The organism is Ochrobactrum sp. BTU1, from assembly GCA_018798825.1.
GTDB lineage: Bacteria > Pseudomonadota > Alphaproteobacteria > Rhizobiales > Rhizobiaceae > Brucella.
On the sequence record CP076354.1, the window covers coordinates 1 to 23,901 of the forward strand.

The following is a 23,901-nucleotide window of genomic DNA, read 5'->3' on the forward strand; positions in this document are numbered from 1 at the left end:
GGTTTTCTTTTTTGGAACTTTTTTAAAGAAACGTACCCTCGAAACTATGAGTATGTTTTTTTAGCAATATTTCATATCAGGCAGATAGTTTTAGAACTAATCGAAAGATATATGCGGCGAATTCCTCATTATTTTCAAAAGCTTGTGCGTGTTTATCCACAGTTATCCACAGCCCCTGCGGAGGACTCGGAAGCCCCTCTGAGTCAAGCCACTTTTTGAAAAATTATTTTGTCGGAGAACATATCGTGCCCGTCTAAAAAACCGTCAATCAAAACGCATTGAATCCAAAGGCGTTATTGCTCTCTCGACCGATTCTCTGCTTGAGGGCACAGGGCATGCAAGTCTTTCTTGAAGAAAAAACTGCAGATCTTAGGCTTGCTCTTTGCCGTAAGGCTTCGTTAAAGTCAGAGCCATAAGAGGGGTGGGCCGATGGCCCGGAGTTAGCATTAAATAGGATGTCTTATTGGCGTGGGCAGCTTTGTCCGCGGGTGCTGAATTCTGGTCTTAAGGTCCTGTTCTTATTAAGTTTGTCTCTTTTGGTGATTGCTTACCATTCATTAACCGGAATGCTGTTTTTGGCGCATCTTCGCAATTGAATGGTTGTGGCAAATTCCGATCCGGGCAATCAGCCTTGAGCAAGGATTTGATGAGTCGTAACGAGTAGCTCAACAGGAGTTATCTGGGTGTTTGTCCGCAGCAGTTGTTCGATTGCGGACGGTTTGAGTTTGTGTGCGGTTCTTAGAAAGAACCAGTGTGAATTGAGTACCAGCTGGGTTTCTGGTTCCCCAAACCGGACACGATGCAGGAAATAACGACAAGCGCTGTAAAACTAGCGCGTAGGAATGTGAAGGCAGGCGAGACGATGGCAATGATGACTGGTAAGTCGACGGCAACGATGGGTGATGATGCGCATGCGAACCGTATCCATGGATCTTCTGCTACTGGAAAAGAAAACAGCCTCGTGGTGAGTGCTGAAAGCAACGTCGGCGAAGACGTTTTCGAGCGTCTGACTGCAAAGCTCAAGGCACGCGTCGGCAGCGAGATTTATTCAAGCTGGTTTGGTCGCCTCAAGCTCGATGACCTCTCCAAAAGCGTTGTTCGTCTGTCGGTTCCGACCGCATTCCTCCGCTCTTGGATCAACAATCATTATTCTGAACTGCTGACCGAGCTTTGGCAGGAAGAAAATCCGCAGATTCTCAAAGTGGAAGTCGTTGTGCGCGGCGTGAGCAGAGTCGTTCGTACTGCAGCACCAGCAGCGGATACGAATGACGCGATTGAAGCAAAACTGTCTGTCGCCCCACGCGAAAAGATGGCTTTCCCTGTAGGCCAGCCAAGTGCTGAAAAACGCGGTTCCGCAGTTGTTGCAGAATCGGTTGCCGCTTCCGGTGCCGTTCTCGGCTCACCGCTCGACCCACGTTATACGTTTGATTCTTTCATTGATGGTGCATCCAACCGTGTAGCCCTTGCCGCCGCCCGCACCATCGCAGAAGCAGGTTCTAGCGCTGTTCGCTTCAACCCGCTTTTCATCCATGCATCTGTCGGTCTTGGTAAGACTCACCTTCTTCAGGCAATTGCCGCAGCAGCGCTGCAGCGTCAGGAAAAGGCCCGAGTCGTTTATCTGACCGCTGAATACTTCATGTGGCGCTTTGCAACTGCGATTCGTGACAACAATGCTCTTTCCTTCAAGGAACAGCTTCGTGATATCGACCTGCTCGTCATCGATGACATGCAGTTCCTGCAGGGCAAGTCGATCCAGCATGAATTCTGTCATCTGCTCAACACGCTGCTCGATAGCGCTAAGCAGGTTGTTGTTGCCGCCGACCGTGCACCTTCGGAACTGGAATCGCTTGATGTCCGCGTGCGCTCGCGTCTTCAGGGCGGTGTCGCTCTGGAAGTTGTTGCACCAGACTACGAAATGCGCGTCGAGATGCTGCGCCGCCGTCTGACGGCTGCTCAGGTCGAAGATCCAAGCCTCAATATCGATGACGATATCCTCGCTCATGTCGCCCGTACGGTCACTGGATCGGGTCGCGAACTGGAAGGTGCATTCAACCAGCTTCTGTTCCGTCAGTCGTTCGAGCCTAATCTCTCGATTGATCGCGTTGACGAACTGCTTGGTCACCTGACACGCGTAGGCGAACCAAAGCGCATCCGCATTGAAGAAATTCAGCGCATCGTTGCTCGTCACTATAATGTGTCGAAGCAGGACCTGCTTTCAAATCGCCGCACGCGTACCATCGTGAAGCCACGTCAGGTTGCAATGTATCTTGCCAAGATGCTGACGCCACGTTCGCTGCCGGAAATCGGTCGTCGTTTTGGTGGTCGCGACCACACGACGGTTCTTCATGCGGTTCGCAAGATCGAAGATCTGGTCGGTGCTGACACCAAGCTGGCGCAAGAACTTGAGCTTCTCAAGCGTCTGATCAACGATCAGGCAGCCTGATCGACAGAAATTAGTTAAAAAGCCCGCGCCGTGTCGATTTGCGACGTGGCGCGGGCTTGCTTTTCGTCTCAAAAATCTGCCACTTTAGCAAACCTTCGGGCGCCACAAGCGCCTTACTGATAGGGGCGTCTGCCCGTTGCGCGGTTGCCCAGTCCTAGAGAGCGAGTGCGTTTCAATATGCGTGTAACCCTGGAACGGTCGAACCTTCTTAAATCCCTCAATCATGTGCATCGCGTTGTCGAACGCCGCAACACGATTCCTATCCTGTCGAACGTGCTTTTGCAGGCAGAGGGCGCAAGCCTCGCGCTGAAGGCCACCGACCTTGATCTTGAGGTCAATGAAGCAACCGCAGCCATGGTCGAGCAGGCTGGTGCCACCACGGTTCCGGCACATCTTCTTTATGATATCGTGCGCAAACTGCCGGATGGCGCTGAAGTGATGCTGTCCACCAATCCGGATGGCGGGTCGATTTCGGTGATTTCCGGAAAATCCTCTTTCCGTCTGCAGTCGCTGCCACAGTCCGATTTTCCGGAACTGACTGCCGGCGCTTTCACCCATTCATTCCGCATCGATGCACAGGCTCTCAAGCGCCTGATTGATCGCACCCAGTTTGCGATCTCGACGGAAGAAACTCGCTATTACCTCAACGGCATTTATTTCCACGCCATTGAAAGCGATGGTGCTTTGAAGTTGCGTGCCGTTGCAACCGATGGCCATCGTCTGGCACGCGCTGAACTCGAAGCCCCTTCTGGCACTGAAGGTATGCCGGGCATCATTATTCCGCGTAAGACGGTTGCTGAACTTCAGAAGCTCGTTGATGCTCCGGATACGGTTGTTTCGGTTGAACTTTCTGACGCAAAAATCCGCTTCACTGTTGGCTCGGTGGTTCTGACCTCCAAGCTCATCGATGGCACATTCCCGGATTACCAGCGCGTGATCCCTTCGGGCAATGACAAGAAGCTCACCATCAGCCGTCAGGAATTTGCTGCTTCTGTTGATCGTGTTTCCACGATTTCCAGTGAGCGCGGCCGTGCGGTCAAGCTTTCGATCGCTGATGGTCAGTTGACGCTGACGGTCAACAATCCCGATTCGGGAAGTGCGACCGATGAACTGGCTGCGGATTACGATGCTGATCCGATCGATATCGGTTTCAACTCGAAATATCTGCTCGACATCACCAGCCAGCTTTCCGGTTCCGATGCCGTCTTCATGCTGGCTGATGCCGGTTCTCCTACGCTGGTGCGCGATACCGGCGATGAAGATGTGCTCTATGTTCTGATGCCTATGCGCGTCTAGGATATGAAAACCGACCGTGAGCATTTCTGAACCCATTATAAGCCGTCCGGATCGAGTCTCGGTCCGGCGGCTTAAACTTTCTGATTTCCGCAACTACACGGAACTCACGCTCCCGCTTGGTCCCGGCCATGTGGTGCTGACAGGTGAAAACGGTTCAGGCAAAACCAACCTCATTGAAGCCGTTTCCTTTCTGTCGCCGGGCAGGGGGCTGCGCCGTGCTTCCTATGATGACGTGGCTCGCACCAGCGGCCATGATGGCTTTGCCATTCATGCTTCGCTTGATTGTATGATCTATGGTGATGCTGAAATCGGCACCGGCACAGCGGGCGGTGGTGAAGGCGGCCGCAAAGTCCGCATCAATAGCAATGCTGCATCCGGTGACGAACTTCTCGATTATGCGCGCATTCTCTGGGTGGTGCCGTCAATGGACGGTCTATTTACCGGTGGCGCATCGGACAGGCGGCGCTTTCTTGACCGCATGGTGCTGGCAATCGATACCGGCCACGGCAAGCGCGTGCTGGATTATGAGAAGGCCATGCGCTCGCGCAATCGGCTGCTGAGCGATGGTAACAGCGACAATCAGTGGCTCGATGCGATTGAAAGCCAGATGGCTGAGCTTGGCATTGCCATAGCGGCGGCCCGCTCAGAGGCCATGCGGCTGATCGCTGCGATGATTGAACGCCTGCCTGCTGAAGGTCCTTTTCCCAAGGCAGACTGCTTTCTTGAAGGAACACTTGAGCAGCGCATTGGTCTTGAAGCAGCGCTTGATCTTGAAGAAGATTTTCGGCGCACAATGCGAGACGGTCGTGCCCGGGATCGCGCTGCAGGACGCACGCTTGAAGGCCCGCATCGCACGGATCTGATTGTGCAGCATCGGCCAAAATCCATGCCCGCTGCCCTTTGTTCCACCGGCGAGCAGAAGGCACTGCTGATCGGGCTTATTCTGGCTCATGCAAGGCTGACGGGCGAGCTTTCGGGCATGGCACCGATTTTGTTGCTTGATGAAATCGCGGCCCATCTCGATACCGGACGCCGCGCGGCTTTATTTGGTATTCTCGATGATCTTGGCGGACAGGCTTTCATGACCGGCACCGACCGTTCACTGTTTGAAGCTCTTGAAGGGGATGCGCAGTTTTTCAATGTTGCTGGGGGCGAACTCACCAGACTTTGAGACAAAATATCCGCTGACAGATGGCCTTAACGGGCCTATGTTTATGCATCATGAACGCACCATCAAAGCCCTTTTCATCCGAAGAATTAGAGCGCTATGCGCGCCATATTGTGCTGCCGGAAATCGGCGGGCCTGGACAGCAGCAGCTGAAAGCTGCCCGTGTGCTCGTGGTGGGAGCTGGCGGACTCGGTGCGCCGGTTCTGCAATATCTGGCCGCAGCTGGTATCGGAACACTTGGCCTTGTCGATGACGATACGGTGTCGTTGTCGAACCTGCAGAGACAGGTAATCCACGACACTGAGAGCGTTGGTCAGAGCAAGGTTGCAAGTGCGACGGCTTCGATTGCTCGTATCAATCCGCATGTGAAGGTCGAAGGCCACGCATTGCGCCTCAACAGTGAAAATGCACAAGCCCTGATCAGCCAATATGATGTTGTTGTTGATGGCTCTGATAACTTTACGACACGTTATGCACTCGCAGATGCAAGCGCTTTGGCAGAGCGACCACTGGTCTCAGGTGCAATGGGGCGCTTTGACGGCACGGTCACTGTGCTTATGCCTTATGCAAAGGGCGCAGATGGAGCGCCTAATCCTTCCTATCGTGATCTGTTTCCGGATATGCCGCCGCCGGGTGCCGTGCCGACCTGTGCTGAGGCCGGAGTTCTCGGTGTATTGCCGGGCGTGATCGGCAATTTGCAGGCCATGGAAGTCATCAAGCTCATAACGGGCATTGGCGAACCGCTGGTCGGAAGGCTCCTGCTTTACAACGCATTGAACGTGCGTTTTGAAACAATCCGATACAAGGCACGCAAACCCAAATGACAGAATTTCGCATGACATCCATCGACGCGGATTTTGGTCACTGGGACGAACTTTTGAAGCTCATTCAGAGCAGCTTCGTTTATATGGATGGCATTATCGATCCGCCATCGTCTGCGCATCATCTGACGATAGAGGCTCTTCAAGGGAAGGCAGCCGTAGAAACCGGCTTTGCAGTGTTCATCGGTGATGCTTTGGCTGGTTGTGTGTTCATCGCTGAGAAAGAAAATCATTTTTATCTCGGCAAGCTTGCTGTCGCACCTGCCTTTGAAGGCCGGGGTATTGCACGTCAGCTCATGGCAAAGGCCGAGCAGCAGGCAGTCACGCGCGGCAAACCTGTAATGGAACTGCAAGTGCGTATCGAGCTTGAACGCAATCACATTGTTTTCGGTAGGCTCGGCTATCGCAAAGTAGCCGAGACATGCCATCCCGGGTTTACAAGAACGACATCGATAACCATGCGTAAGGAGATCTCGCGTGGCACTGACATTAACCCATGAAGAGCAGTCGATAGCTGCCGGGGAACAGGGACAAGGGGCTGCGATGGCCATGCGCATCGTAGCCGAAACAGCGCGTTTGATGGGGGCATCGCGCCTCATCCCGATCGCGTCTGCACATATTGATGGTGCGCTCTATCACGGCGATAGCGGTACGCTGTTCGCTGAACGACTGGTTGATGGCGGTGCCAGAACCAAAGTGCGCGCCACCCTTAATGTGGGATCTATTGATCTCACCGGCTGTTCCCGCAATTTGTTGCCGCAACATGAGGCCGACATGGCCAGACGCATGATGCGGGCTTATATCAAGCTCGGATGCGAGCCGACATGGACCTGCGCGCCTTATCAGGCCGGACATCGTCCCGCAAAGGGAACAGACGTTGCATGGGGCGAGTCGAACGCCGTCGTATTCTGCAATTCCGTGCTTGGTGCCAGGACAAACCGCTACGGCGATTTTCTGGATATAGCTTGCGCTATTGCCGGACGCGCACCTGATTATGGTCTCCATCGAAACGAGAATCGTCGAGCGACGGTTATTCTCGATATTTCCGCAATTAATCCTGCTTTCCTTCAATCAGAGGTCGCGTGGCCGATTCTTGGCAATCTGTTTGGCCGGAGTGTTGGCACAAGTATCGGTGTTGTGGCTGGTGCGGGAATGCGTCCGGATGAAGATGCGCTGAAGGCCTTTGGAGCTGCGGCAGCCTCGGTGGGGTCTGTTGGCCTTTTCCACGTCGCGGGTGTGACCCCGGAAGCTCCCGACCTTGAAACAGCCATGCAGCATCAAAAGCCAGACGGCATCATTCATGTGACACAGGAAATGATCGAAGCCACCCGCAAACGTCTGTCGACGGTCGATCATGCGGATTCAATAGATGCGGTGGCGATTGGCAGCCCGCATCTGTCGATCACTGAATTTGACAGGCTCGAACGTGCAATCGCGGGTCGGAAGCTTGCCGTGCCGCTTTATGCTTGTACCGGGCGACATGCCCTTGTTGAGCTGGAAAAGAACGGACGCAGAGCGCTGCTTGAAAAGGCAGGCGTTGTCATCGTAGCGGATACTTGTGTTGTGGTGACGCCGATCATGCCAACAAAAGATGATGCGGTTCTGATGACCAATTCCGGCAAGTTCGCGCATTATGCGCCGGGTAATACCGGCTATGGCGTACTGTATGGCTCACTTGAGGAATGCGTTGAAAGTGCTGTCGCTGGTCGACCTATATTTGAGAGGCAGGCCGCATGAGTACCTCCAATTATATGTCATCGGTTCTGGTCGCGGGGAAGGCAACAGAAGCTCACGCACTGGTTTTGTCGGCTCCTATCAGCTTCTGGGGCGGAGTTGACCCCAAAACCGGACGGATTGCCGATGTCCGCCACCCGGAACACGGGCAGAGTATTTCGGGCTATGTGTTGTGTTTACCGGGAACGATCGGCTCGTCATCAGCCGCAGCAGTACTGCTCGAGCTGGTTCATGCCGGTTTGGCACCGGCCGCAATCATATTGCATGAACCCGATGCGATCCTGCTTCTCGGGCTTATTGTTGCACGCGAGATGGGACATGATGTTCCTATCGCAGTCGAGTTTGACCGGGAGAAGCAAAAGAAACTCGCCGGCCATCGGGTGACGGTCGGCGAGAATGGGAATATTTCGATCAGCGCCTAATATTGCGTGGCGCGGTCAACCACGTTTTCGAGCGTTCCGTCGCGTTCAAACGCTTCGATCTGGCGGATAATCTGCGGAACAATTGCGGTTGCCGAGGAGCTTGCAGCCGCATGTGGCGTGATCGTTACCTTCGGATGCGCCCAGAGCGGGCTATCAGTGGGCAGCGGTTCCTGGTTGAACACATCGAGCGTGACCGCCGAAAGCAGGCCACGATCAAGAGCTGCAAGAATATCAGCTTCGTTCTGCAAGCCACCACGACCTGCGTTGATCAGCACAGGCGCGCCCAGCGGACCGTCGCTTTTCAATTGCGCAAACATCGTCATGGACAGAATGCCCTTGGTGTCCGGCGTCAAAGGCAGAAGACAGACGAAGATATCGGCGGTCTTGAGGAAGCGTGTAAAGCCTTCCTTGCCGTTGAAGGTCTGAACGCCGTCGATCTCCTGCGGACGGCGACTCCATCCGGTAACATTGAAACCAATCGCTTTGAGCTTTTCTGCTGCATCACGGCCCAAGACACCCAATCCCATAATGCCGACAGTCACTTCATGGGCTGCTGGCTGGCGTGGGTCTTCATGCCAGACGCGATTCTTCTGCTGCTTGCGGTAGCTTGCGCCAAGGCGATGATGATCAAGCACCTGCCAGACCACATATTCGGTCATGCGCATGGTGAGATCATCTGAAATGACCCGTACCAGCGGTACGTCCGGAATATGCGGATCATGAAAGACATGATCGACGCCAGCCCCCAGCGAGAATATCACTTTGAGATTTGGAAGATTGGTCAGCGAACCGGGCTTTTGCTTCCAGACAAGCGCGTATTCGATGCTTGGATCATTTTCTGTACGTTCTGTCACGACATTGCGTTCAGGCGCATGGGCCTTGAAGCTATCGATCCAGATGGCCGGGTCCCAATTGGTCACGGAGAGTAAGATATTGCCGCTTTTGCTCATTGTTTCACTCCTCCCAAAGTGGTTGCCTCCATGTGGAAGGCTGCTGCCATCAGTGCCTTGGTATATTCCGTTTTCGGATTGGCAAAGACTTCCTTCGACGTTCCGTATTCGACTGCCTTGCCATTGCGCATCACCAGCACATCATTGGCCAGTGCCCGCACTACTTTCAGATCGTGGCTTATGAAAAGATAAGCGAGATCATGCTTCTTCTGCAATGCGCGCAAAAGATCAACCACCTGCGCCTGTACGCTCATGTCGAGCGCCGAAGTTGGCTCATCCAGCATTACGAATTTCGGATTGAGTACCATGGCGCGTGCGATGGCAATGCGTTGGCGCTGACCGCCGGAAAACTCGTGCGGGTAACGAAAGCGACTTTCAGGATCAAGGTTCACTTCTTTGAGCGCGGACACAACGCGCTCGTCGCGATCATCAGCGGAAAGCTTCGGCTCATGCACCAGCAGACCTTCAGCGATGATATCTGCGATGGTCATACGCGGGCTTAATGAGCCGAACGGGTCCTGAAAGACGATCTGCATTTCACGGCGGAGCGGGCGCATATCCTTGAAGCTGAACTTCGCAATATCGCGTCCGTCGAAGCGGATTTCGCCCTTGGATGAGATCATGCGCGACAGGGCCAGCCCAAGCGTCGTCTTGCCGGAACCGGACTCACCCACGACACCCAGCGTCTGTCCCGCGCGCAGTTCCACATCAATGCCATCTACGGCCTTCACATGATCGACTGTCTTACGCAGGAAGCCCTTTTTGATCGGGAACCAGACGCGGACATCCTTGCCTTCCATCACTGTCTTGGCAGAGAGATCGGCCAGTGGTGGCTCGCCCTTTGGCTCTGCGGCAAGCAGATGCTTGGTATATTCGTGTTGCGGATTATCGAAGATTTCCTTGGTCGGCCCAGTCTCGACAATCTTGCCTTTGCTCATCACGCAAACCCGGTCGGCGATTTTGCGAACGATGCCGAGGTCATGGGTGATAAAGAGCATCGACATGCCCTGTGCTTCTTTTAGGTCTGCAAGAAGCTTCAGGATTTGCGCCTGCACCGTGACGTCGAGTGCTGTGGTTGGCTCATCAGCGATCAGCAGCTTTGGCTTGTTGGCAAGCGCCATGGCAATCATCACGCGCTGGCGCTGGCCACCCGAAAGCTGATGTGGAAAGGATTGCAGGCGTTTTTCCGGCTCACGGATGCCCACTTCTTCCAGCAATTCCAGCGTCCGCTTGCGTGCTGCCTGATCGCTCATGCCCTGATGCATCTTCAGAATTTCACCGATCTGTCGCTCCACCGTATGCAACGGATTAAGCGAGGTCATCGGCTCCTGAAAGATCATGGTGACATCGTTGCCGCGCACGCGCCGCAACTCAGGCTCGGAAGCCTTCATCAGGTCTTTGCCGTTGAAGAGAATTTCCCCGGATGGGTGGCTTGCAGCCGGATAGGGCAAAAGCTTCAGGATGGAGAGTGCTGAAACGGACTTGCCGGAACCAGACTCACCAACCAGTGCAATTGTTTCACCTTCGGCGATATCGAAGGAAACGCGGTCGACGGAAATGCGTTCTTCACCATTCTGGCGGAAGGCGACGGAAAGATCGCGGACGGAAAGCAAAGGCTTATTCATCGACCCACTCATTGACCGGCTCATTGAAATGCCTTTCGTGGATCAAATGCGTCACGGGTGGCTTCGCCGATGAAGATCAACAGCGACAGCATGACCGAGATAACCACAAAGCCTGTAATGCCAAGCCATGGGGCTTGAAGATTGTTCTTGCCCTGCGCAAGCAATTCGCCAAGCGAGGCCGAGCCTGGCGGCAAACCGAAGCCAAGGAAGTCGAGCGCTGTCAGCGTCGTGATCGAACCATTGAGAATGAACGGCAGGAAGGTAAGCGTTGCGACCATCGCGTTGGGCAAAAGATGTCGCCACATGATTGTGCCATTCTTCACGCCGAGTGCACGGGCTGCATTCACATATTCAAAGTTTCTGGCACGCAGGAATTCAGCACGCACCACGCCAACAAAGGCGACCCATGAAAACAGCAACATAATGCCCAGCAATACCCAGAATCCGGGCGGTAGTATCGCAGCGATAATCAGCAGCAGATAAAGCACCGGAATCGAAGACCAGATTTCGATCACGCGCTGGAAGATAAGATCGACCCAACCGCCGAAATAGCCCTGCACAGCACCAGCTGTCACGCCGATGATGGCGGAGAAGAAGGTGAGGATCAGACCGAACATCACCGAGATGCGGAAGCCATAAAGCGCGCGGGCAAAGACATCGCGGGCCTGATCATCAGTGCCGAGCCAGTTCCAGTTGCCGACGATGCAGTTCGGGTCGTTGATACCGTCCGGGTAACGCTGGCAACGCTGTTCTGCCGTATAAAGCCATGTAGGCTTTGAAGGTGCTGCTTCTGGAATCTCGTTGTTGACGGTGTTGTAGGAATACCGAACGGGTGGCCAGATTGCCCAGCCATTATTCTTGATTTCATCCTGAATAACCGGGTCGCGGTAATCGGTGACGGCGTAAAAGCCTCCGAATTTTTCTTCCGGATAATCGACAAAAACCGGCGTGAGCAGCTCGCCTTTGTAGGAAACGAGGATCGGGCGGTCGTTAGCGATAAACTCGGAACAGATCGCTGCCACAAGAAGCACGAGGAAAATCCACAGCGACCAGTAACCGCGCTTGTTGGCTTTGAAATTCTGCCAGCGACGACGATTGAGCGGTGAAAGAAACGGGCGCTTTACCGGCTTGGCTTGAGGGGAAAAAGTGGCGTCTGTCATCACACGTCCCTCCGGTCAAAGTCGATGCGCGGATCAATCCATGTGTACATAAGATCAGACAAAAGCCCGACCAAAAGCCCGATCAGCGAGAAAATAAACAGGCTGGCAAACACTACCGGATAATCGCGGTTGATGATCGACTGATAGCCAAGAAGCCCCAGACCATCGAGCGAGAAGATCGTTTCGATCAGCAGTGAGCCAGTGAAGAATGCCGAGATGAAGGCGCCCGGAAAACCAGCAATTACGATCAGCATGGCATTGCGGAACACATGGCGGTAAAGCACCTGATGTTCGGTCAGTCCCTTGGCGCGTGCCGTGGTCACATATTGTTTGCGGATTTCTTCCAGAAACGAGTTCTTGGTCAGAAGGGTTGTGGTGGCAAAGGCCGACAGGACCAGAGCTGTTACGGGCAGAACCATGTGCCAGAGATAATCGCCGATCTTTCCCAATACCGACATTTGCGCAAAATCAGGCGAGGTGAGGCCACGGAGCGGGAACCAGTCGAAAAACGAACCACCGGCAAAAAGTACAATCAGCAGGATGGCGAACAGGAAGCTCGGAATAGCATAGCCGACGATGATGATGGCGCTGGTCCATGTGTCGAAGCGGGTGCCTTCCTTGATCGCCTTGCGAATGCCAAGCGGGATCGAGATCAGATAGGACAGGAAGGTGAGCCACAGTCCGAGCGAGATGGAAACCGCCATTTTCTCTTTGATGAGGTCGATCACGCTGATGTCGCGAAAATAGCTGCGGCCAAAATCGAAGCGCATATAGTTCCAGAGCATCTGTCCGAAGCGCTCGAGGGGAGGCTTATCGAAGCCGAACTGCTTTTCAAGATCGGCAATGAACTGGGGGTCGAGTCCCTGCGCACCGCGATATTTCGAGTTGGATGAACCACTATCGAGGTTGTTTTGGCCAAAATCACCGCCACCGCCCGAAAGTCGGTCAAGAGCATCGCCGCCCTGACCGGAAAGCTGTGCAATCACACGCTCAACAGGCCCGCCGGGAGCAAACTGAACAACGGCGAAGGATATGGCCATGATGCCGAGAATGGTCGGGATCATCAAAAGCAGGCGGCGTAAAATATAAGCGCCCATCAGCCTTCACGGCTCCGGAAATTCAGGTTGCTCTTATGGCTTGCCAACAGCTTTTGCCCTTTTGTTTTTCAAGATCATGATCTTGCCCGAAAACGGGTCCCCTTTTTGGGGTTATGTTTTAATCCACCAAAGCGTCTCAACCGGGAAGCCATAATCGGGCTTTGGCTCCTTGAAACCAAAACGGTCCCAATAGGCCGCCAAGTGATTCGCTACAGTCCAATTTGGAATCCACTCGCGCCGGATACGCAAGTACCGATCAAGCACCCGGATCGTTGCGACTAGTTCGTCGCGCGTGGAAACCTTGCCCACATCCTCGATCAATGCGTCGATAATGGGATCAGACGTGCCCGGAAAGTTATAAGTGCCCGGTGTTTTTGCCGATTCTGATCCGAACATGCTCGCTAGCGAATCCTTGGTTGGCGTCGCGCTGAACTGGATCGCCATGCCGACCATATCGAAATCAAAATTCTGCAACCTTGCCTGATACTGGCTGGCATCGACCAATCGTTGACTCGCATCAATGCCAATTGCCCGCAGCTTCTGTACAAAGGGATTGTAAATGCGTCCAAAGGCATCTGAGTTGCTGAGAATTTCCAGCGAGAATTTCGTCCCGCTCTTGTCATGGAACTGACCGTTCTTGCGTTCAAAACCTGCCTGCTGCATCAGATCAACGGCACGCGAGAAAAGTTTGCGATCTCGTCCGGTGCCGTCGGAAACCGGCATGACCGGAACTTCCGCAAAAATCTCCTGCGGAAGCTTGTCACGGTAGCGTTCAAGGATCTTCAACTCGTCTGATCCCGGCGCTCCCGTCGCCTCAAAATCCGAGCCGTTGAAGCATGATTGCGAGCGCTCATAGGTATTGTAGAACAGGTTTGCGTTGGTCCATTCGAAGTCAAAGCAAAGATTGATGGCTTCACGTATGAGCGGATCGCGGAAACGTTCGCGGCGCTGGTTGAGCGCCCATGCCTGCATCAGTGGACGCTTCTCTCTCGGGAACGTGCGCTTGATCACTTTCTTCTGCTGAACGGCAGGGAAGTCATAGGTCGTCGCCCAGTTCTTTGCGACATTCTCTTCGCGAAAGTCTATGGCACCTTTCTTGAAGGCTTCAAACTCCGGCTGGCGATCCTGATAGAACTCAATCCGAATGCGATCAAAATTGCTGGTTCCGCGCCTTACGGGCAAATCTTTCGCCCAATAATCCTCTACACGCTCATATTCGATTGCCTGCCCAGCAGACACTTTTCCGACCCGGTAAGCGCCAGATCCAAGAACGGCCTCCATGCTGGCCGAATCAAACTCGCGATCCTTGAACCAGTTTGCAGAAAGGATAGGGAGTTCAAGAGAATCAAGAATTGCCTGCGGATTTCGACCTTCTGCAAGGCGCAAACGCACCTGATATGTTCCGACCGCATCCACTTTTTCAATAGCCGCCAGCGATTGTCGAAGGAGGGGATGCCCCTTTTCCTTGATCGTTATATAGCTGAAGACCACGTCTTTTGCTTCAACGGTTGAGCCGTCGTGAAAGCGTGCTTCTTTACGAAGATCAAACAGGAAAGACCGGCGGTCTTCAGACAGAGTTACGCTCTTCGCCAGCAGACCATACATGGAATCAGGTTCATCGAGTGCTGAGGCCATCAGACTGTCGAAAGTGAGTTCCATGCGCGGCGGCGCATCGCCTTTAAACGTCAGAGTGTTGAGCGTGTTGAAGGTCTGTGTGTTCTGGTTCCAGAACCATGTGTTCGGTGCCAGCGTGAATGTTCCGCCCTTTGGCGCATCGGGGTTCACATAGTCGAAATGCGTAAAATCTGCCGGATATTTGAGTTCGCCAAAAGCCGATAATCCATACAACGCTTTTTGGGTTGGCAATTTGGCAAAGGCCATTTCTGGAAGCCAGGCCGCAATAGCGGCACTGCCTGAAAGACCTAGAAAATGGCGACGGTCCATAAGTAGGATGGTCATTTTCGCCGTCCTTATTCAGTGCCAGTCTTGATCTTGGTTTCCTTCGCAGGGTCTATCCACCAGGAAAATGGGTCAATCCCCATATATTCAGGCTGCTCTTCCGGCATACTGAATTTGTTCCAGTAGGCCACGTTGATGTGGTCGGAATACCATTGCGGAATGACGTAATAATTCCACAGCAATGCGCGGTCGAGGGCATGAGATGCCGTAACCAGCTCCTCGCGGTCCTTCGCATAAATGATACGGTCGATCAGTTTGTCGATGGCCGGATTTTTAATGCCCGCATAGTTGCGGCTACCTTTGAAGTCCGCGGCTTTCGAACCCCACATATCGCGCTGCTCGTTGCCTGGCGAGGCGGTCTGTGCGGTGACGGAGGTGATTACGTCGTAATCAAAGTCATTAACGCGGGCTTGATACTGCGCGGTATCGACGATGCGGACCGTCGCGTTAATACCGATCTTGCGCAGGCTTGCTGCAAACGGATTATAGATGCGTTCATCCGTTGGGTCTTTACCCAGAAATTCAATCGTGAACTGATTGCCTTTGGCATCAACAAGCTTGTTGCCCTGCAATTTCCAGCCAGCTTCGCCAAAAAGCTGCAACGCCTTGCGCAGATTATCGCGTGTTGCCTGTGGCGTATCGTAAACCGGAAGCTTGAACTCTTCGGTCAGAGCCTCGGCCGGTAGTGCGTCCTTTACGGTTTCAAGAATTGCCGTTTCTTCCGGCGTTGGCGCTCCGCTCAGCTGCAGTTCGTTGCCAGCAAAATAGCTGTTGATGCGTGTGTACTGATTGAAGAATAGAAGGCGGTTCATCGATTCAAAATCGAAAGCATAGGTCAGTGCTTCACGTACTTTCGGGTCTTTGAACTTATCCTTGCGGGTATTCAGAAAATACCCCTGCATTCGACCGACCGCATTGAATGGGAATGATTTTTTTACAACATCGCCGCGTTGCACCGCTGGGAAATTATACTGCTCGGCCCAACGCTGCGCGCGATTCTCATTGCGGTAATCGTACTGACCGCCCTTCTTGAAGGCTTCCCATGTCGCATCTTCGTTGAAGTAATATTCGTAGCGCACTTCATCGAAATTGTTGCGTCCGATATTTACAGGCAAGTCTTTGCCCCAATAATCGGCTACACGTTCCCATATGATGGAGCGACCGGGCACAACACTCTTGATCTTGTAAGCAGCGGAACCGAGCGGAATTTCCAATGTGGGGCGGCTGATATCGCGCTGCTTGCCCTGCGCATTTTTACCTTCCCACCAATGCTTTGGCAGAATGGCAAGCTGACCAACAATCTGTGGCAACTCGCGATTGCCGGTCTGCGAGAAGGTGAATTTCACCTCATGGTCGCCGGTCTTCTCGGCTTTTTCCACATCGCTATAATATTTGTTGTAAAGCGGCGACTGCTTCTTGAGGATATCGAAAGACCAGATAACGTCATCGACAGTGATCGGTTTGCCATCATGCCATTTGGCGTTGGGATTGAGTTTGAACTTCACCCAGGAAAAATCATCGGGATACTGCAAAGCCTCCGCAATCAGCGGATACTGTGTCGATCCCTGATCCAGCGAGTCCGTCATCAGTGTATCGTAAAGCATTCCGCCGCCAAAATCGGCGAGTCCTGCTGCGGGCACGCCCTGAACCACAAACGGATTGAGGCTATCAAATGTGCCGACTGCCACTTGATTGAGTGAGCCGCCTTTCGGCGCATCAGGGTTCACATAGTCGTAGTGTTTGAAGTCTGCCTGATATTTGGGCTCGCCGATAAGGCTGGAAGCATATCTCCATTGAGGCTCGGCATCCGTGGCATGACCAAACGATACCGTGCTCGCCAGCATGGCTACTGCGAACGCTCCCGCCCAAAAACCTCTCATCCAGCATCTCCGTTTCTGCTTCGGATATTTTGGGAGCGATTTTTATGGGTTTTTGCGGAGGAAGAAAGGCACAAGTTGAAAAAACATGCAGGCAATAAAAAAGCCGGGTCGAAACCCGGCTTTTTCTCGATATTTCAATCAGCTTAGTTCGCTGGCGCTGGCTGTGCCGGCGCAGGTGCTTCACCGCCGCCCGCTGGAGCCTGTTCTGCAGGCTTTTCAGCTTCACCTGCAGGCGCCGCACCTTCAGGTTTTGCTTCGCCACCTTCCGCAGGGGCTGCATCGGCTGTCGGAAGCGGAGCAGGATTGTCGGAAAGCGTGCGCAGATAAGCAATCAGATCGGCGCGCTCATTGTCCTTCTTATCGCCAGCAAAGCCCATGGCTGTGCCCTTGATGAAGCCCTTTGGCGAGGTGAGGAATTTGTTGAGATGTTCGTAATCCCACTTGTTGCCAGCAGCACCAAATTCTTTCATCGCAGCCGAATAGCCGAAACCTTCAACAGAGGCAGCTGGACGGTCCAGCACATCCCAAAGATGTGGTCCAACCTTATTGGCGCCACCCTTTTCACCGGTATGACATGCCGCGCAACGCTTGAAGACGGTTTCGCCGCGTGCAGGATCAGCGGATTGCAGCAAAGTTGCAATCGACACTTCTTCCTTGGCAGGTGCAGCTTCACCACCAGTCGAAGCTTCTGCCGCTTCGATTATGAAACCTGGCTTTTCAGGTGCGGGTGCATGAAACAGCGTATCGGACAGAATGCCCGTTGTCATGACAACGAAAACCGTTGCCAGAAAAGCCATGATAAACTTATTAGTCCGGGTTGAATTCATCGCCGGTCAGCGCTCCCTCTACTCAACGCCTCCAAAGCCGGCATGCAGAACCTGTGTAAAAGGCTAGCAAGTCTCTCCCCGGCATTGGGCGGAAACTAGGTCTTTTACAGGGGGGGTGCAACACCTATAAGGGGTGCTACCCCCGTGACTTTTTGACACTTTTGCTGCATTTGCTATGCAGATAAAGGTCGCCAGGAAGCAACATCAGACCTTTTAAGGCCACATTAAACACCAAGAGGCGATCATGCTTCAGACTTTGAAAACACTGACACTCATTCCGGCGCGAATGGCCTCCACACGCCTGCCAAACAAGCCTCTCGCCGACATTTGCGGCAAGCCGATGATCGTGCATGTGGCCGACCGTGCTGCGGCAGCCAAGCTCGGTCGTACTGTGGTGGCGACTGATAGCGAAGATATTTTTGCAGCAGTTCAGGCACATGGTCATGAGGTCATTATGACGCGCAGCGATCATGAGTCGGGCTCGGACCGCATTTATGAGGCGCTGCAGACAGTCGATCCGAATGGCGAGATGGAGGCGATCGTCAATGTGCAAGGTGATCTGCCGACAATCGACCCTGAAACAATCCGCCGTGCATTATTGCCGCTGGTCGATGGACCTGCGGATATCGCAACGCTTGGCGTCGAGATCACCATGGATGAAGAAAAGATCAATCCCAATGTAGTCAAGATCGTTGGTTCGCCGATGAATGATGGCGAACGCCTGCGTGCGCTCTATTTCACACGCGCTACTGCCCCTTATGGTGATGGCCCGCTTTATCATCACATCGGTCTTTATGCCTATCGCCGGGCGGCGCTGGAGCGTTTTGTGAAGATCGGGCCTTCGCCGCTCGAAAAGCGCGAAAAACTTGAGCAATTGCGTGCCCTTGAAGACGGCATGCGCATTGAAGCAGAGATTGTCCGTACAGTTCCGCTTGGCGTTGATACGCAGGCTGATCTTGACCGGGCACGGGAAATTATCGCAAAGGGTTTGTGATAAGTAAGTTTCGATTGTTGCGAAACATTTCAGAAAGTACGGATACGATGAAGACCAACCGGATTTCCTTTCAGGGTGAAGCGGGCGCCAATTCCGATACGGCTTGCCGCAACATGTTTCCCGATATGGAGCCTTTGCCGTGCCCGACTTTTGAAGATGCCTTTAATGCGGTCGAAAGCGGTGTTGCGGATCTTGCCATGATCCCGATCGAAAACACGCTCGCAGGCCGCGTTGCCGATATTCACTATCTGCTGCCGCTTGCTGATATGCATATCGTTGGTGAATATTTCCTGCCGATCCACTTCCAGCTTATGGTGCTTCCGGGCGTCAAGCGCGAAGAAATCAAGACTGTTCACAGCCATATTCATGCGCTCGGTCAGTGCCGCAATGTCATTCGTAGCAATGGCTGGAAGCCAGTGATTGCAGGCGATACGGCGGGCGCTGCACGCCTCGTTGCCGACATGAAAGATCGCTCAATGGCGGCGCTTGCGCCAAGCCTTGCGGCTGAACTCTACGGTCTCGATATTCTGGAAGAGAATGTTGAGGATTCGGAAGACAACGTGACCCGCTTCGTCGTTCTGTCCAAGAACAAAAAATGGGAGCCACGTCCAGAAAACGGCGAGCGCATAGTCACAACTTTTGTCTTCCGTGTTCGCAACGTGCCAGCCGCGCTTTATAAGGCGCTCGGTGGCTTTGCTACCAACGGCATCAACATGACCAAGCTGGAAAGCTATCAGATCGGCGGCCGTTTTATCGCGACGCAGTTCTATGCTGATGTCGAAGGTCATCCGGAAGACCAGAACCTTCAGCTCGCATTGGAAGAACTGCGCTTCTTCACCAAGGAAGTGCGCATTCTCGGCGTCTATAAAGGGGCCGATACGCGCGGCACGCAGTTGTTGGCGGCTGAATAGTTAACTACTCGCCCAGGCCTTGATCAGGTGGGTTGCGATGGCACCGGATGCCGGTACACGCAGCCCATTTTCATGTGTACCTGCAAGCATGGCACGCACTTCCACCTTGTCGAACCAGCGACCGTCTTCCAGTTCTGAACAATCAATAGTGAAGTCGTCAGACAGTACTTCGGCATGGCAGCCGATCATCAGTGAATAGGGGAATGGCCATGGCTGGCTCGCATGATAGGCGACGCGGCCGATTTCGAGCCCCATTTCCTCAAAACTCTCACGGCGCACAGCAGCTTCGATTGTCTCGCCATGCTCGATAAAGCCAGCAAGGCAGGAGTAAGACCCTGCGGTAAAATGTGGGCTGCGCGCGAGAATACATTTCTCACCGCGAACGGGCAGCATGATCGCTACGGGATCAGTGCGCGGAAAATGCTCGGCACCGCAATTCGGGCAGACACGTTTGCCACCACCGGCACGCATTTCGCTTTTTGTGCCACAACGCCCGCAAAAACGGTGGTTGCTGTGCCATGCGGTCAGTGCTGCGGCTTGTGCCAAAGCACCGACGATATCTGCAGGTACGAGCCCTTCCATGTAGATGCTGCGATAGTCCTGCGCCCGAAATGGCTCTGCAAGAGCATCCGGATCGAGCGGTGCCATGAGTGCCACAATCGGTGCGCCATCTTGCAATCCAAGCAGTACCGGCTCGTTGAGATCAGGCGAAAATGCCTGTGCTTGTTCAAGTGAGAACAGGGCGCGGGGCGCGGTTTCTTGCGTATAATCAAGTAGAAGCTTATTGCCGCCTAAAACCATCACGCGGGTTTCAGGCAACTCCAGCGCTGTAAAAGCGGAATCGTCCTGTCGCTTTTCGGAAAGGCGGTCAATGCGGTTGCCTGCAAAGCCGACAAGACGGCTCGGTTCTGTCTCCGGCAGGTCGTAAAGGCGAAAAGCCATGATGTTCTCGGGAAAATGTTTGGGAGGGAATCAGAGTGCTTCGCGGATTTCTTCAATCAGCTTTTGTGCGTCAGCATCGCTATAGGGTTCGCGGGTGCCGTGCCCCCAGACGGGGCCGGGCCAGCCTGCATCACCTTCATTGCGCGCAATGACATGGATGTGCAGCTGGCGTACGATATTGCCAAGCGCGCCGCTGTTGATCTTCTCGCAATTGGTCAGTTTCTTGACCGCCTGCGCAACAATGCCGGTTTCAAAGGTCAGCATGGTCTGATCAAGCGGCGTCATGTCGTGAATTTCGCTCAATGAGCCACGGCGCGGAACAAGGATAAGCCATGTCCAGCGCTTGTCATTCATGAGCCGCAGCTCGCAAAGGCCGAGCGGGACCACTGAAAAAGTGTCGGCGGAAAGCCGTTTATCGAGTTCAAACTGTTCCATAATAGAATTCTTATCAGTTTTTTCGTCTCTGCGCTTGTTTTTTGCGCCATGCCCTTCTTGCTTTTTGCTTCATAATTGACGATATGCAGCGTGGGAGGTTGGTGGTGGACGAGCCACTCGCCAACCGGGTCAGGTCCGGAAGGAAGCAGCCCCAACGAGCACGGCACGGGTCATCGTGCCAGCCTCCCACCTTTCTTTCATGACGATTATGGCTGTTGATGGTTGATAAGCCAGCGTCGAAGTCACTTTCGTCTGCGGTCCAAACTGTTTAGAGTTTGTTGATCGGAACAAGCGAACAGGGAACGGAAGGGTCGCAATGGACACAAAATCCGAAACTGGCGCTTATCGCGTTCTCGCCCGCAAGTATCGCCCCCAGAATTTCAATGATCTGATCGGCCAGGAGCCGATGGTCCGCACGCTGAAAAACGCGTTCGAGACCGGTCGTATCGCGCAGGCATGGATGCTGACTGGTGTTCGCGGTGTGGGCAAAACCACAACTGCGCGTATTCTGGCGCGCGCGCTTAATTACAAGACCGATTCTATCGATCAGCCGACAATTGATCTCTCCGTAATGGGTGAGCATTGTCAGGCGATCATGGAAGGCCGCCATGTCGATGTCATCGAAATGGATGCGGCTTCGCATACAGGTATCGATGATATTCGCGAAATCATCGAGCAGGTGCGCTATCGCCCTGTTTCGGCGCGCTACAAAGTTTACATCATCGACGAAGTGCACATGCTGTCCAATCAAGCCTTCAATGGCCTGTTGAAGACGCTTGAAGAGCCGCCGCCGCATGTGAAATTTATCTTCGCCACCACCGAAATCCGCAAGGTTCCGATCACAGTTCTGTCGCGCTGTCAGCGTTTTGATCTGCGTCGCATCGAATCGGGTACGTTGGCTGCACATCTGCGCCGGATTGCCGAAGCTGAAGCAATCGAAGTCGATGACACATCGCTTGCGATGATTGCGCGCGCGGGCGAGGGGTCCGCACGCGATTCGCTCTCCATTTTTGATCAGGCCATCGCGCATGGCGCGGGTCATGTTTCGGCGGAAGCCGTGCGTTCAATGCTCGGTCTTGCAGACCGCGCGCGCATTATCGATCTCTTTGAGATGATCATGCGTGGGGACGTTGCTGGTGCTTTGACCGAATTTCGTGCGCAATATGATGTCGGAGCCGACCCATCGGTCGTGCTTACTGATTTGGCCGATTTCAATCATCTGGTGACACGTCTACGGTTTACGCCGGATGTGGCGGAAGATGTATCGCTCTCGGAAGATGAGCGCGTTCGCGGTCGCGATTTTTCGCAGAAGCTTTCGGTGCGCGTGCTGTCTCGGACATGGCAAATGCTGCTTAAGGGCATTGCAGAAGTGGATACGGCAACGCGGCCTGTGCAGGCCGCAGAAATGCTGCTGATCCGTCTGGCCCATGCCGCTGATCTGCCAACGCTTGATGAAGCACTGCGTGGACTTGAAAATGGCTCTGTTTCGGCTCCGCGTCCGCAATCTCCAAGCGGCGCAAGGCCAAATGGCGGTTCGCAGCCAGAAGCGCGCGGCAGTGTTGATGCGGTTTCCGCCTCAACCATGATGCCTGCATCGGGTGGTCCTGCAACAGCCATGCGTCTGGTGGAAACACAGCCGCAGCCGGTTCAACCGCCCGCACCACAGCAGTTTGTCGATAGCACACCACAGCCTTCGGTTCAGATCAACAGCCTCAATGATATCGTTGCGCTGGCTGATAAGTTTCGCGACATGCAGTTCAAGATTCTGGTCAAGAACTGCGTGCGCCTGTCCTCCATCGCTGCCGGAAGGCTTGAGATTGGTCTGACCGACGATGCACCGAAATCGCTGCCGAGCGATATTTCGCAGCGCCTGCACAACTGGACCGGCATTCGCTGGGTCGTGACAGTTGCGCGTGACGTTTCTGGGCAAACTGTTGCAGAAGCTGAAACCGAGCGTCGCGATAACCTCGTGACCGATGCGCGCGCTGATCCCGATGTTGCTGCAATTCTTGCAGCTTTTCCGGGCGCAAAGATAACAGATGTCCGCATTGCCGTTGCAGAACAGGGCGATGATGACGATATAGACCTTGATACTGTCGAAGACGTGCCCGGCGCGCCTTCTGACGATGATTGAATTTTAGAGCGCATCCCGAAAAGTGCGAAGCGGTTTTCGGAGTAAGATGCGCGTTCAAAAAATGATGGAGTGAACCCATGCGTGACATGATGGGCATGATGAAACAGGCAAAGGAACTGCAGGCCAAGATGAAGGCCATGCAGGACGAGATTGCCAATCTTGAAGCAACCGCTTCTTCGGGTGGCGGTTTGGTTACTGTCACGCTTTCGGGCAAGGGCACCTTGTCGGCTCTGCGCATAGATCCTTCACTTGCCAAGGAAGACGAGGTCGAAATCCTCGAAGATCTGATCATCGCAGCTCATAATGATGCCAAGGCGAAGCTCGAAGCTGAAATGGCTGAAAAGACCCAGTCGCTCACCGCCGGTCTGCCAATTCCTCCGGGCTTCAAGCTGCCGTTTTAAGACTATTCGGGGAGCTAACCAGCTCCCCTTTTTACCTCTTTATGACTCCCCAACCACCTAAAGCAGCATGTCAAAACGTATCGCCGGTCCCGAAATTGAACGTCTGATCCAGCTTCTGGCTCGTGTGCCGGGATTGGGGCCGCGTTCTGCGCGTCGTGCGGCGTTGCACTTGATCAAGAAAAAAGAGGCGCTTCTGGTGCCGCTTGGCGGTGCCATGCAAGAGGCTGCTGAAAAAGTGCGCATCTGCTCATGTTGCGGCAATGTCGATACTTCTGACCCCTGCACCATTTGCACTGATGCTCGTCGTGATCCTACGACGTTGATCGTCGTGGAAGATGTGTCCGACCTCTGGGCGCTTGAACGCGCGGGCACCATGAATGTGCGCTATCATGTGCTGGGCGGTCGCCTGTCGCCTCTGGATGGCATTGGCCCGGATGATCTCAACATCAAAGGGCTGGTCGAGCGCGTTGCAACGGGCGACATCAAGGAAGTGATTCTCGCGGTGAATGCGACAGTCGAAGGCCAGACGACAGCGCATTACATTACCGATCAGCTGACAAATTTTGAAGTCCGTGTAACACGGCTTGCGCATGGCGTTCCTGTTGGCGGTGAGCTTGATTATCTCGATGAAGGAACGCTTGCGGCTGCATTGCGAGCGCGAACGACGCTTTAAGTCTCAATTATTCTGTTTTGGGAGACGTG

Annotated in this window: 21 protein-coding genes and 1 other RNA gene; 13 read left to right on the forward strand and 9 right to left on the reverse strand. The window is 53.9% G+C overall.

Annotated features, from left to right (window positions below; all coding sequences use genetic code 11):
* Window positions 1–868 precede the first annotated feature (868 nt).
* The 7 genes from dnaA (at window position 869) to KMS41_00035 (ending at window position 7,884) form a co-directional block, all read left to right on the forward strand.
* Window positions 869–2,443, forward strand: a complete 1,575-nt coding sequence (gene dnaA / locus KMS41_00005; protein ID QWK78720.1) for a chromosomal replication initiator protein DnaA — start codon at window positions 869–871, stop codon at window positions 2,441–2,443.
* Window positions 2,444–2,620: 177 nt separating this feature from the next.
* A complete protein-coding gene (dnaN, locus tag KMS41_00010) occupies window positions 2,621–3,739 on the forward strand; it encodes a DNA polymerase III subunit beta (GenBank protein ID QWK77674.1) in 1,119 nt (372 codons plus the stop codon).
* 16 nt (window positions 3,740–3,755) lie between these two features.
* Window positions 3,756–4,910: a DNA replication/repair protein RecF gene (gene recF / locus KMS41_00015; protein ID QWK77675.1), complete on the forward strand. Its 1,155-nt coding sequence runs from the start codon at window positions 3,756–3,758 to the stop codon at window positions 4,908–4,910.
* A 50-nt stretch (window positions 4,911–4,960) separates the two neighbouring features.
* Entirely contained in the window at window positions 4,961–5,731 is a 771-nt protein-coding gene (locus KMS41_00020; GenBank protein QWK77676.1) for a molybdopterin-synthase adenylyltransferase MoeB, read from the forward strand.
* Window positions 5,728–6,228 carry a GNAT family N-acetyltransferase gene (locus KMS41_00025; protein ID QWK77677.1) on the forward strand — a complete coding sequence of 167 codons (501 nt, stop codon included), beginning with the start codon at window positions 5,728–5,730 and terminating at the stop codon, window positions 6,226–6,228. The genes KMS41_00020 and KMS41_00025 overlap by 4 nt, the downstream gene beginning before the upstream one ends.
* Complete coding sequence (locus KMS41_00030) at window positions 6,206–7,465, forward strand: aconitase X catalytic domain-containing protein (protein ID QWK77678.1); 1,260 nt, start codon at window positions 6,206–6,208, stop codon at window positions 7,463–7,465. Before KMS41_00025 ends, KMS41_00030 begins: the two co-directional genes overlap by 23 nt.
* On the forward strand, window positions 7,462–7,884 hold the full coding sequence (locus KMS41_00035) for a DUF126 domain-containing protein (protein QWK77679.1): 423 nt from the start codon (window positions 7,462–7,464) through the stop codon (window positions 7,882–7,884). The genes KMS41_00030 and KMS41_00035 overlap by 4 nt, the downstream gene beginning before the upstream one ends.
* Here KMS41_00035 and KMS41_00040 read toward each other — a convergent pair.
* The 7 genes from KMS41_00040 to KMS41_00070 all read right to left on the reverse strand — a co-directional run bounded on the left by KMS41_00040 (window position 7,881) and on the right by KMS41_00070 (window position 17,382).
* Entirely contained in the window at window positions 7,881–8,834 is a 954-nt protein-coding gene (locus KMS41_00040; protein ID QWK77680.1) for a glyoxylate/hydroxypyruvate reductase A, read from the reverse strand. The two genes, KMS41_00035 and KMS41_00040, sit on opposite strands and share 4 nt — an antisense overlap.
* Window positions 8,831–10,459 carry an ABC transporter ATP-binding protein gene (locus tag KMS41_00045; protein QWK77681.1) on the reverse strand — a complete coding sequence of 543 codons (1,629 nt, stop codon included), beginning with the start codon at window positions 10,457–10,459 and terminating at the stop codon, window positions 8,831–8,833. Before KMS41_00045 ends, KMS41_00040 begins: the two co-directional genes overlap by 4 nt.
* 20 nt (window positions 10,460–10,479) lie before the next feature.
* Window positions 10,480–11,619, reverse strand: coding sequence for an ABC transporter permease (locus KMS41_00050; GenBank protein ID QWK77682.1), 1,140 nt, complete (start codon window positions 11,617–11,619; stop codon window positions 10,480–10,482).
* Complete coding sequence (locus KMS41_00055) at window positions 11,619–12,716, reverse strand: microcin C ABC transporter permease YejB (protein ID QWK77683.1); 1,098 nt, start codon at window positions 12,714–12,716, stop codon at window positions 11,619–11,621. Before KMS41_00055 ends, KMS41_00050 begins: the two co-directional genes overlap by 1 nt.
* Window positions 12,717–12,827: 111 nt before the next feature.
* Window positions 12,828–14,675: an ABC transporter substrate-binding protein gene (locus tag KMS41_00060; GenBank protein QWK77684.1), complete on the reverse strand. Its 1,848-nt coding sequence runs from the start codon at window positions 14,673–14,675 to the stop codon at window positions 12,828–12,830.
* 11 nt (window positions 14,676–14,686) lie between these two features.
* Window positions 14,687–16,555, reverse strand: coding sequence for an extracellular solute-binding protein (locus tag KMS41_00065; GenBank protein QWK77685.1), 1,869 nt, complete (start codon window positions 16,553–16,555; stop codon window positions 14,687–14,689).
* A gap of 143 nt (window positions 16,556–16,698) precedes the next feature.
* Window positions 16,699–17,382: a cytochrome c family protein gene (locus KMS41_00070; GenBank protein QWK77686.1), complete on the reverse strand. Its 684-nt coding sequence runs from the start codon at window positions 17,380–17,382 to the stop codon at window positions 16,699–16,701.
* 244 nt (window positions 17,383–17,626) lie between these two features.
* Between KMS41_00070 and KMS41_00075 the strand changes: the two genes are divergently transcribed.
* Together KMS41_00075 and KMS41_00080 are read left to right on the forward strand one after the other, a co-directional pair.
* Window positions 17,627–18,376, forward strand: a complete 750-nt coding sequence (locus KMS41_00075) for a 3-deoxy-manno-octulosonate cytidylyltransferase (protein QWK77687.1) — start codon at window positions 17,627–17,629, stop codon at window positions 18,374–18,376.
* Between the two features lie 47 nt (window positions 18,377–18,423).
* Entirely contained in the window at window positions 18,424–19,287 is an 864-nt protein-coding gene (locus tag KMS41_00080; protein QWK77688.1) for a prephenate dehydratase, read from the forward strand.
* Here the strand turns inward: KMS41_00080 and nudC are convergent, their stop codons facing one another.
* Window positions 19,288–20,229, reverse strand: coding sequence for an NAD(+) diphosphatase (gene nudC, locus KMS41_00085; GenBank protein QWK77689.1), 942 nt, complete (start codon window positions 20,227–20,229; stop codon window positions 19,288–19,290).
* Between the two features lie 30 nt (window positions 20,230–20,259).
* Complete coding sequence (locus KMS41_00090; protein ID QWK77690.1) at window positions 20,260–20,664, reverse strand: HIT family protein; 405 nt, start codon at window positions 20,662–20,664, stop codon at window positions 20,260–20,262.
* A gap of 93 nt (window positions 20,665–20,757) precedes the next feature.
* On the opposite strand from KMS41_00090, the gene ffs reads away from it, so the two are divergent.
* The 4 genes from ffs (at window position 20,758) to recR (ending at window position 23,872) form a co-directional block, all read left to right on the forward strand.
* Window positions 20,758–20,854: signal recognition particle sRNA small type (ffs, locus tag KMS41_00095), an RNA gene on the forward strand.
* Between the two features lie 126 nt (window positions 20,855–20,980).
* Window positions 20,981–22,798 (forward strand): DNA polymerase III subunit gamma/tau, encoded by a 1,818-nt coding sequence (locus KMS41_00100; GenBank protein ID QWK77691.1) that lies wholly within the window; start codon window positions 20,981–20,983, stop codon window positions 22,796–22,798.
* 77 nt (window positions 22,799–22,875) lie between these two features.
* Window positions 22,876–23,199 (forward strand): YbaB/EbfC family nucleoid-associated protein, encoded by a 324-nt coding sequence (locus KMS41_00105; GenBank protein ID QWK77692.1) that lies wholly within the window; start codon window positions 22,876–22,878, stop codon window positions 23,197–23,199.
* 67 nt (window positions 23,200–23,266) lie between these two features.
* The gene (gene recR / locus KMS41_00110; protein ID QWK77693.1) at window positions 23,267–23,872 is read left to right on the forward strand and encodes a recombination mediator RecR; all 606 of its coding nucleotides are present in this window, start codon (window positions 23,267–23,269) and stop codon (window positions 23,870–23,872) included.
* Window positions 23,873–23,901 lie beyond the last annotated feature (29 nt).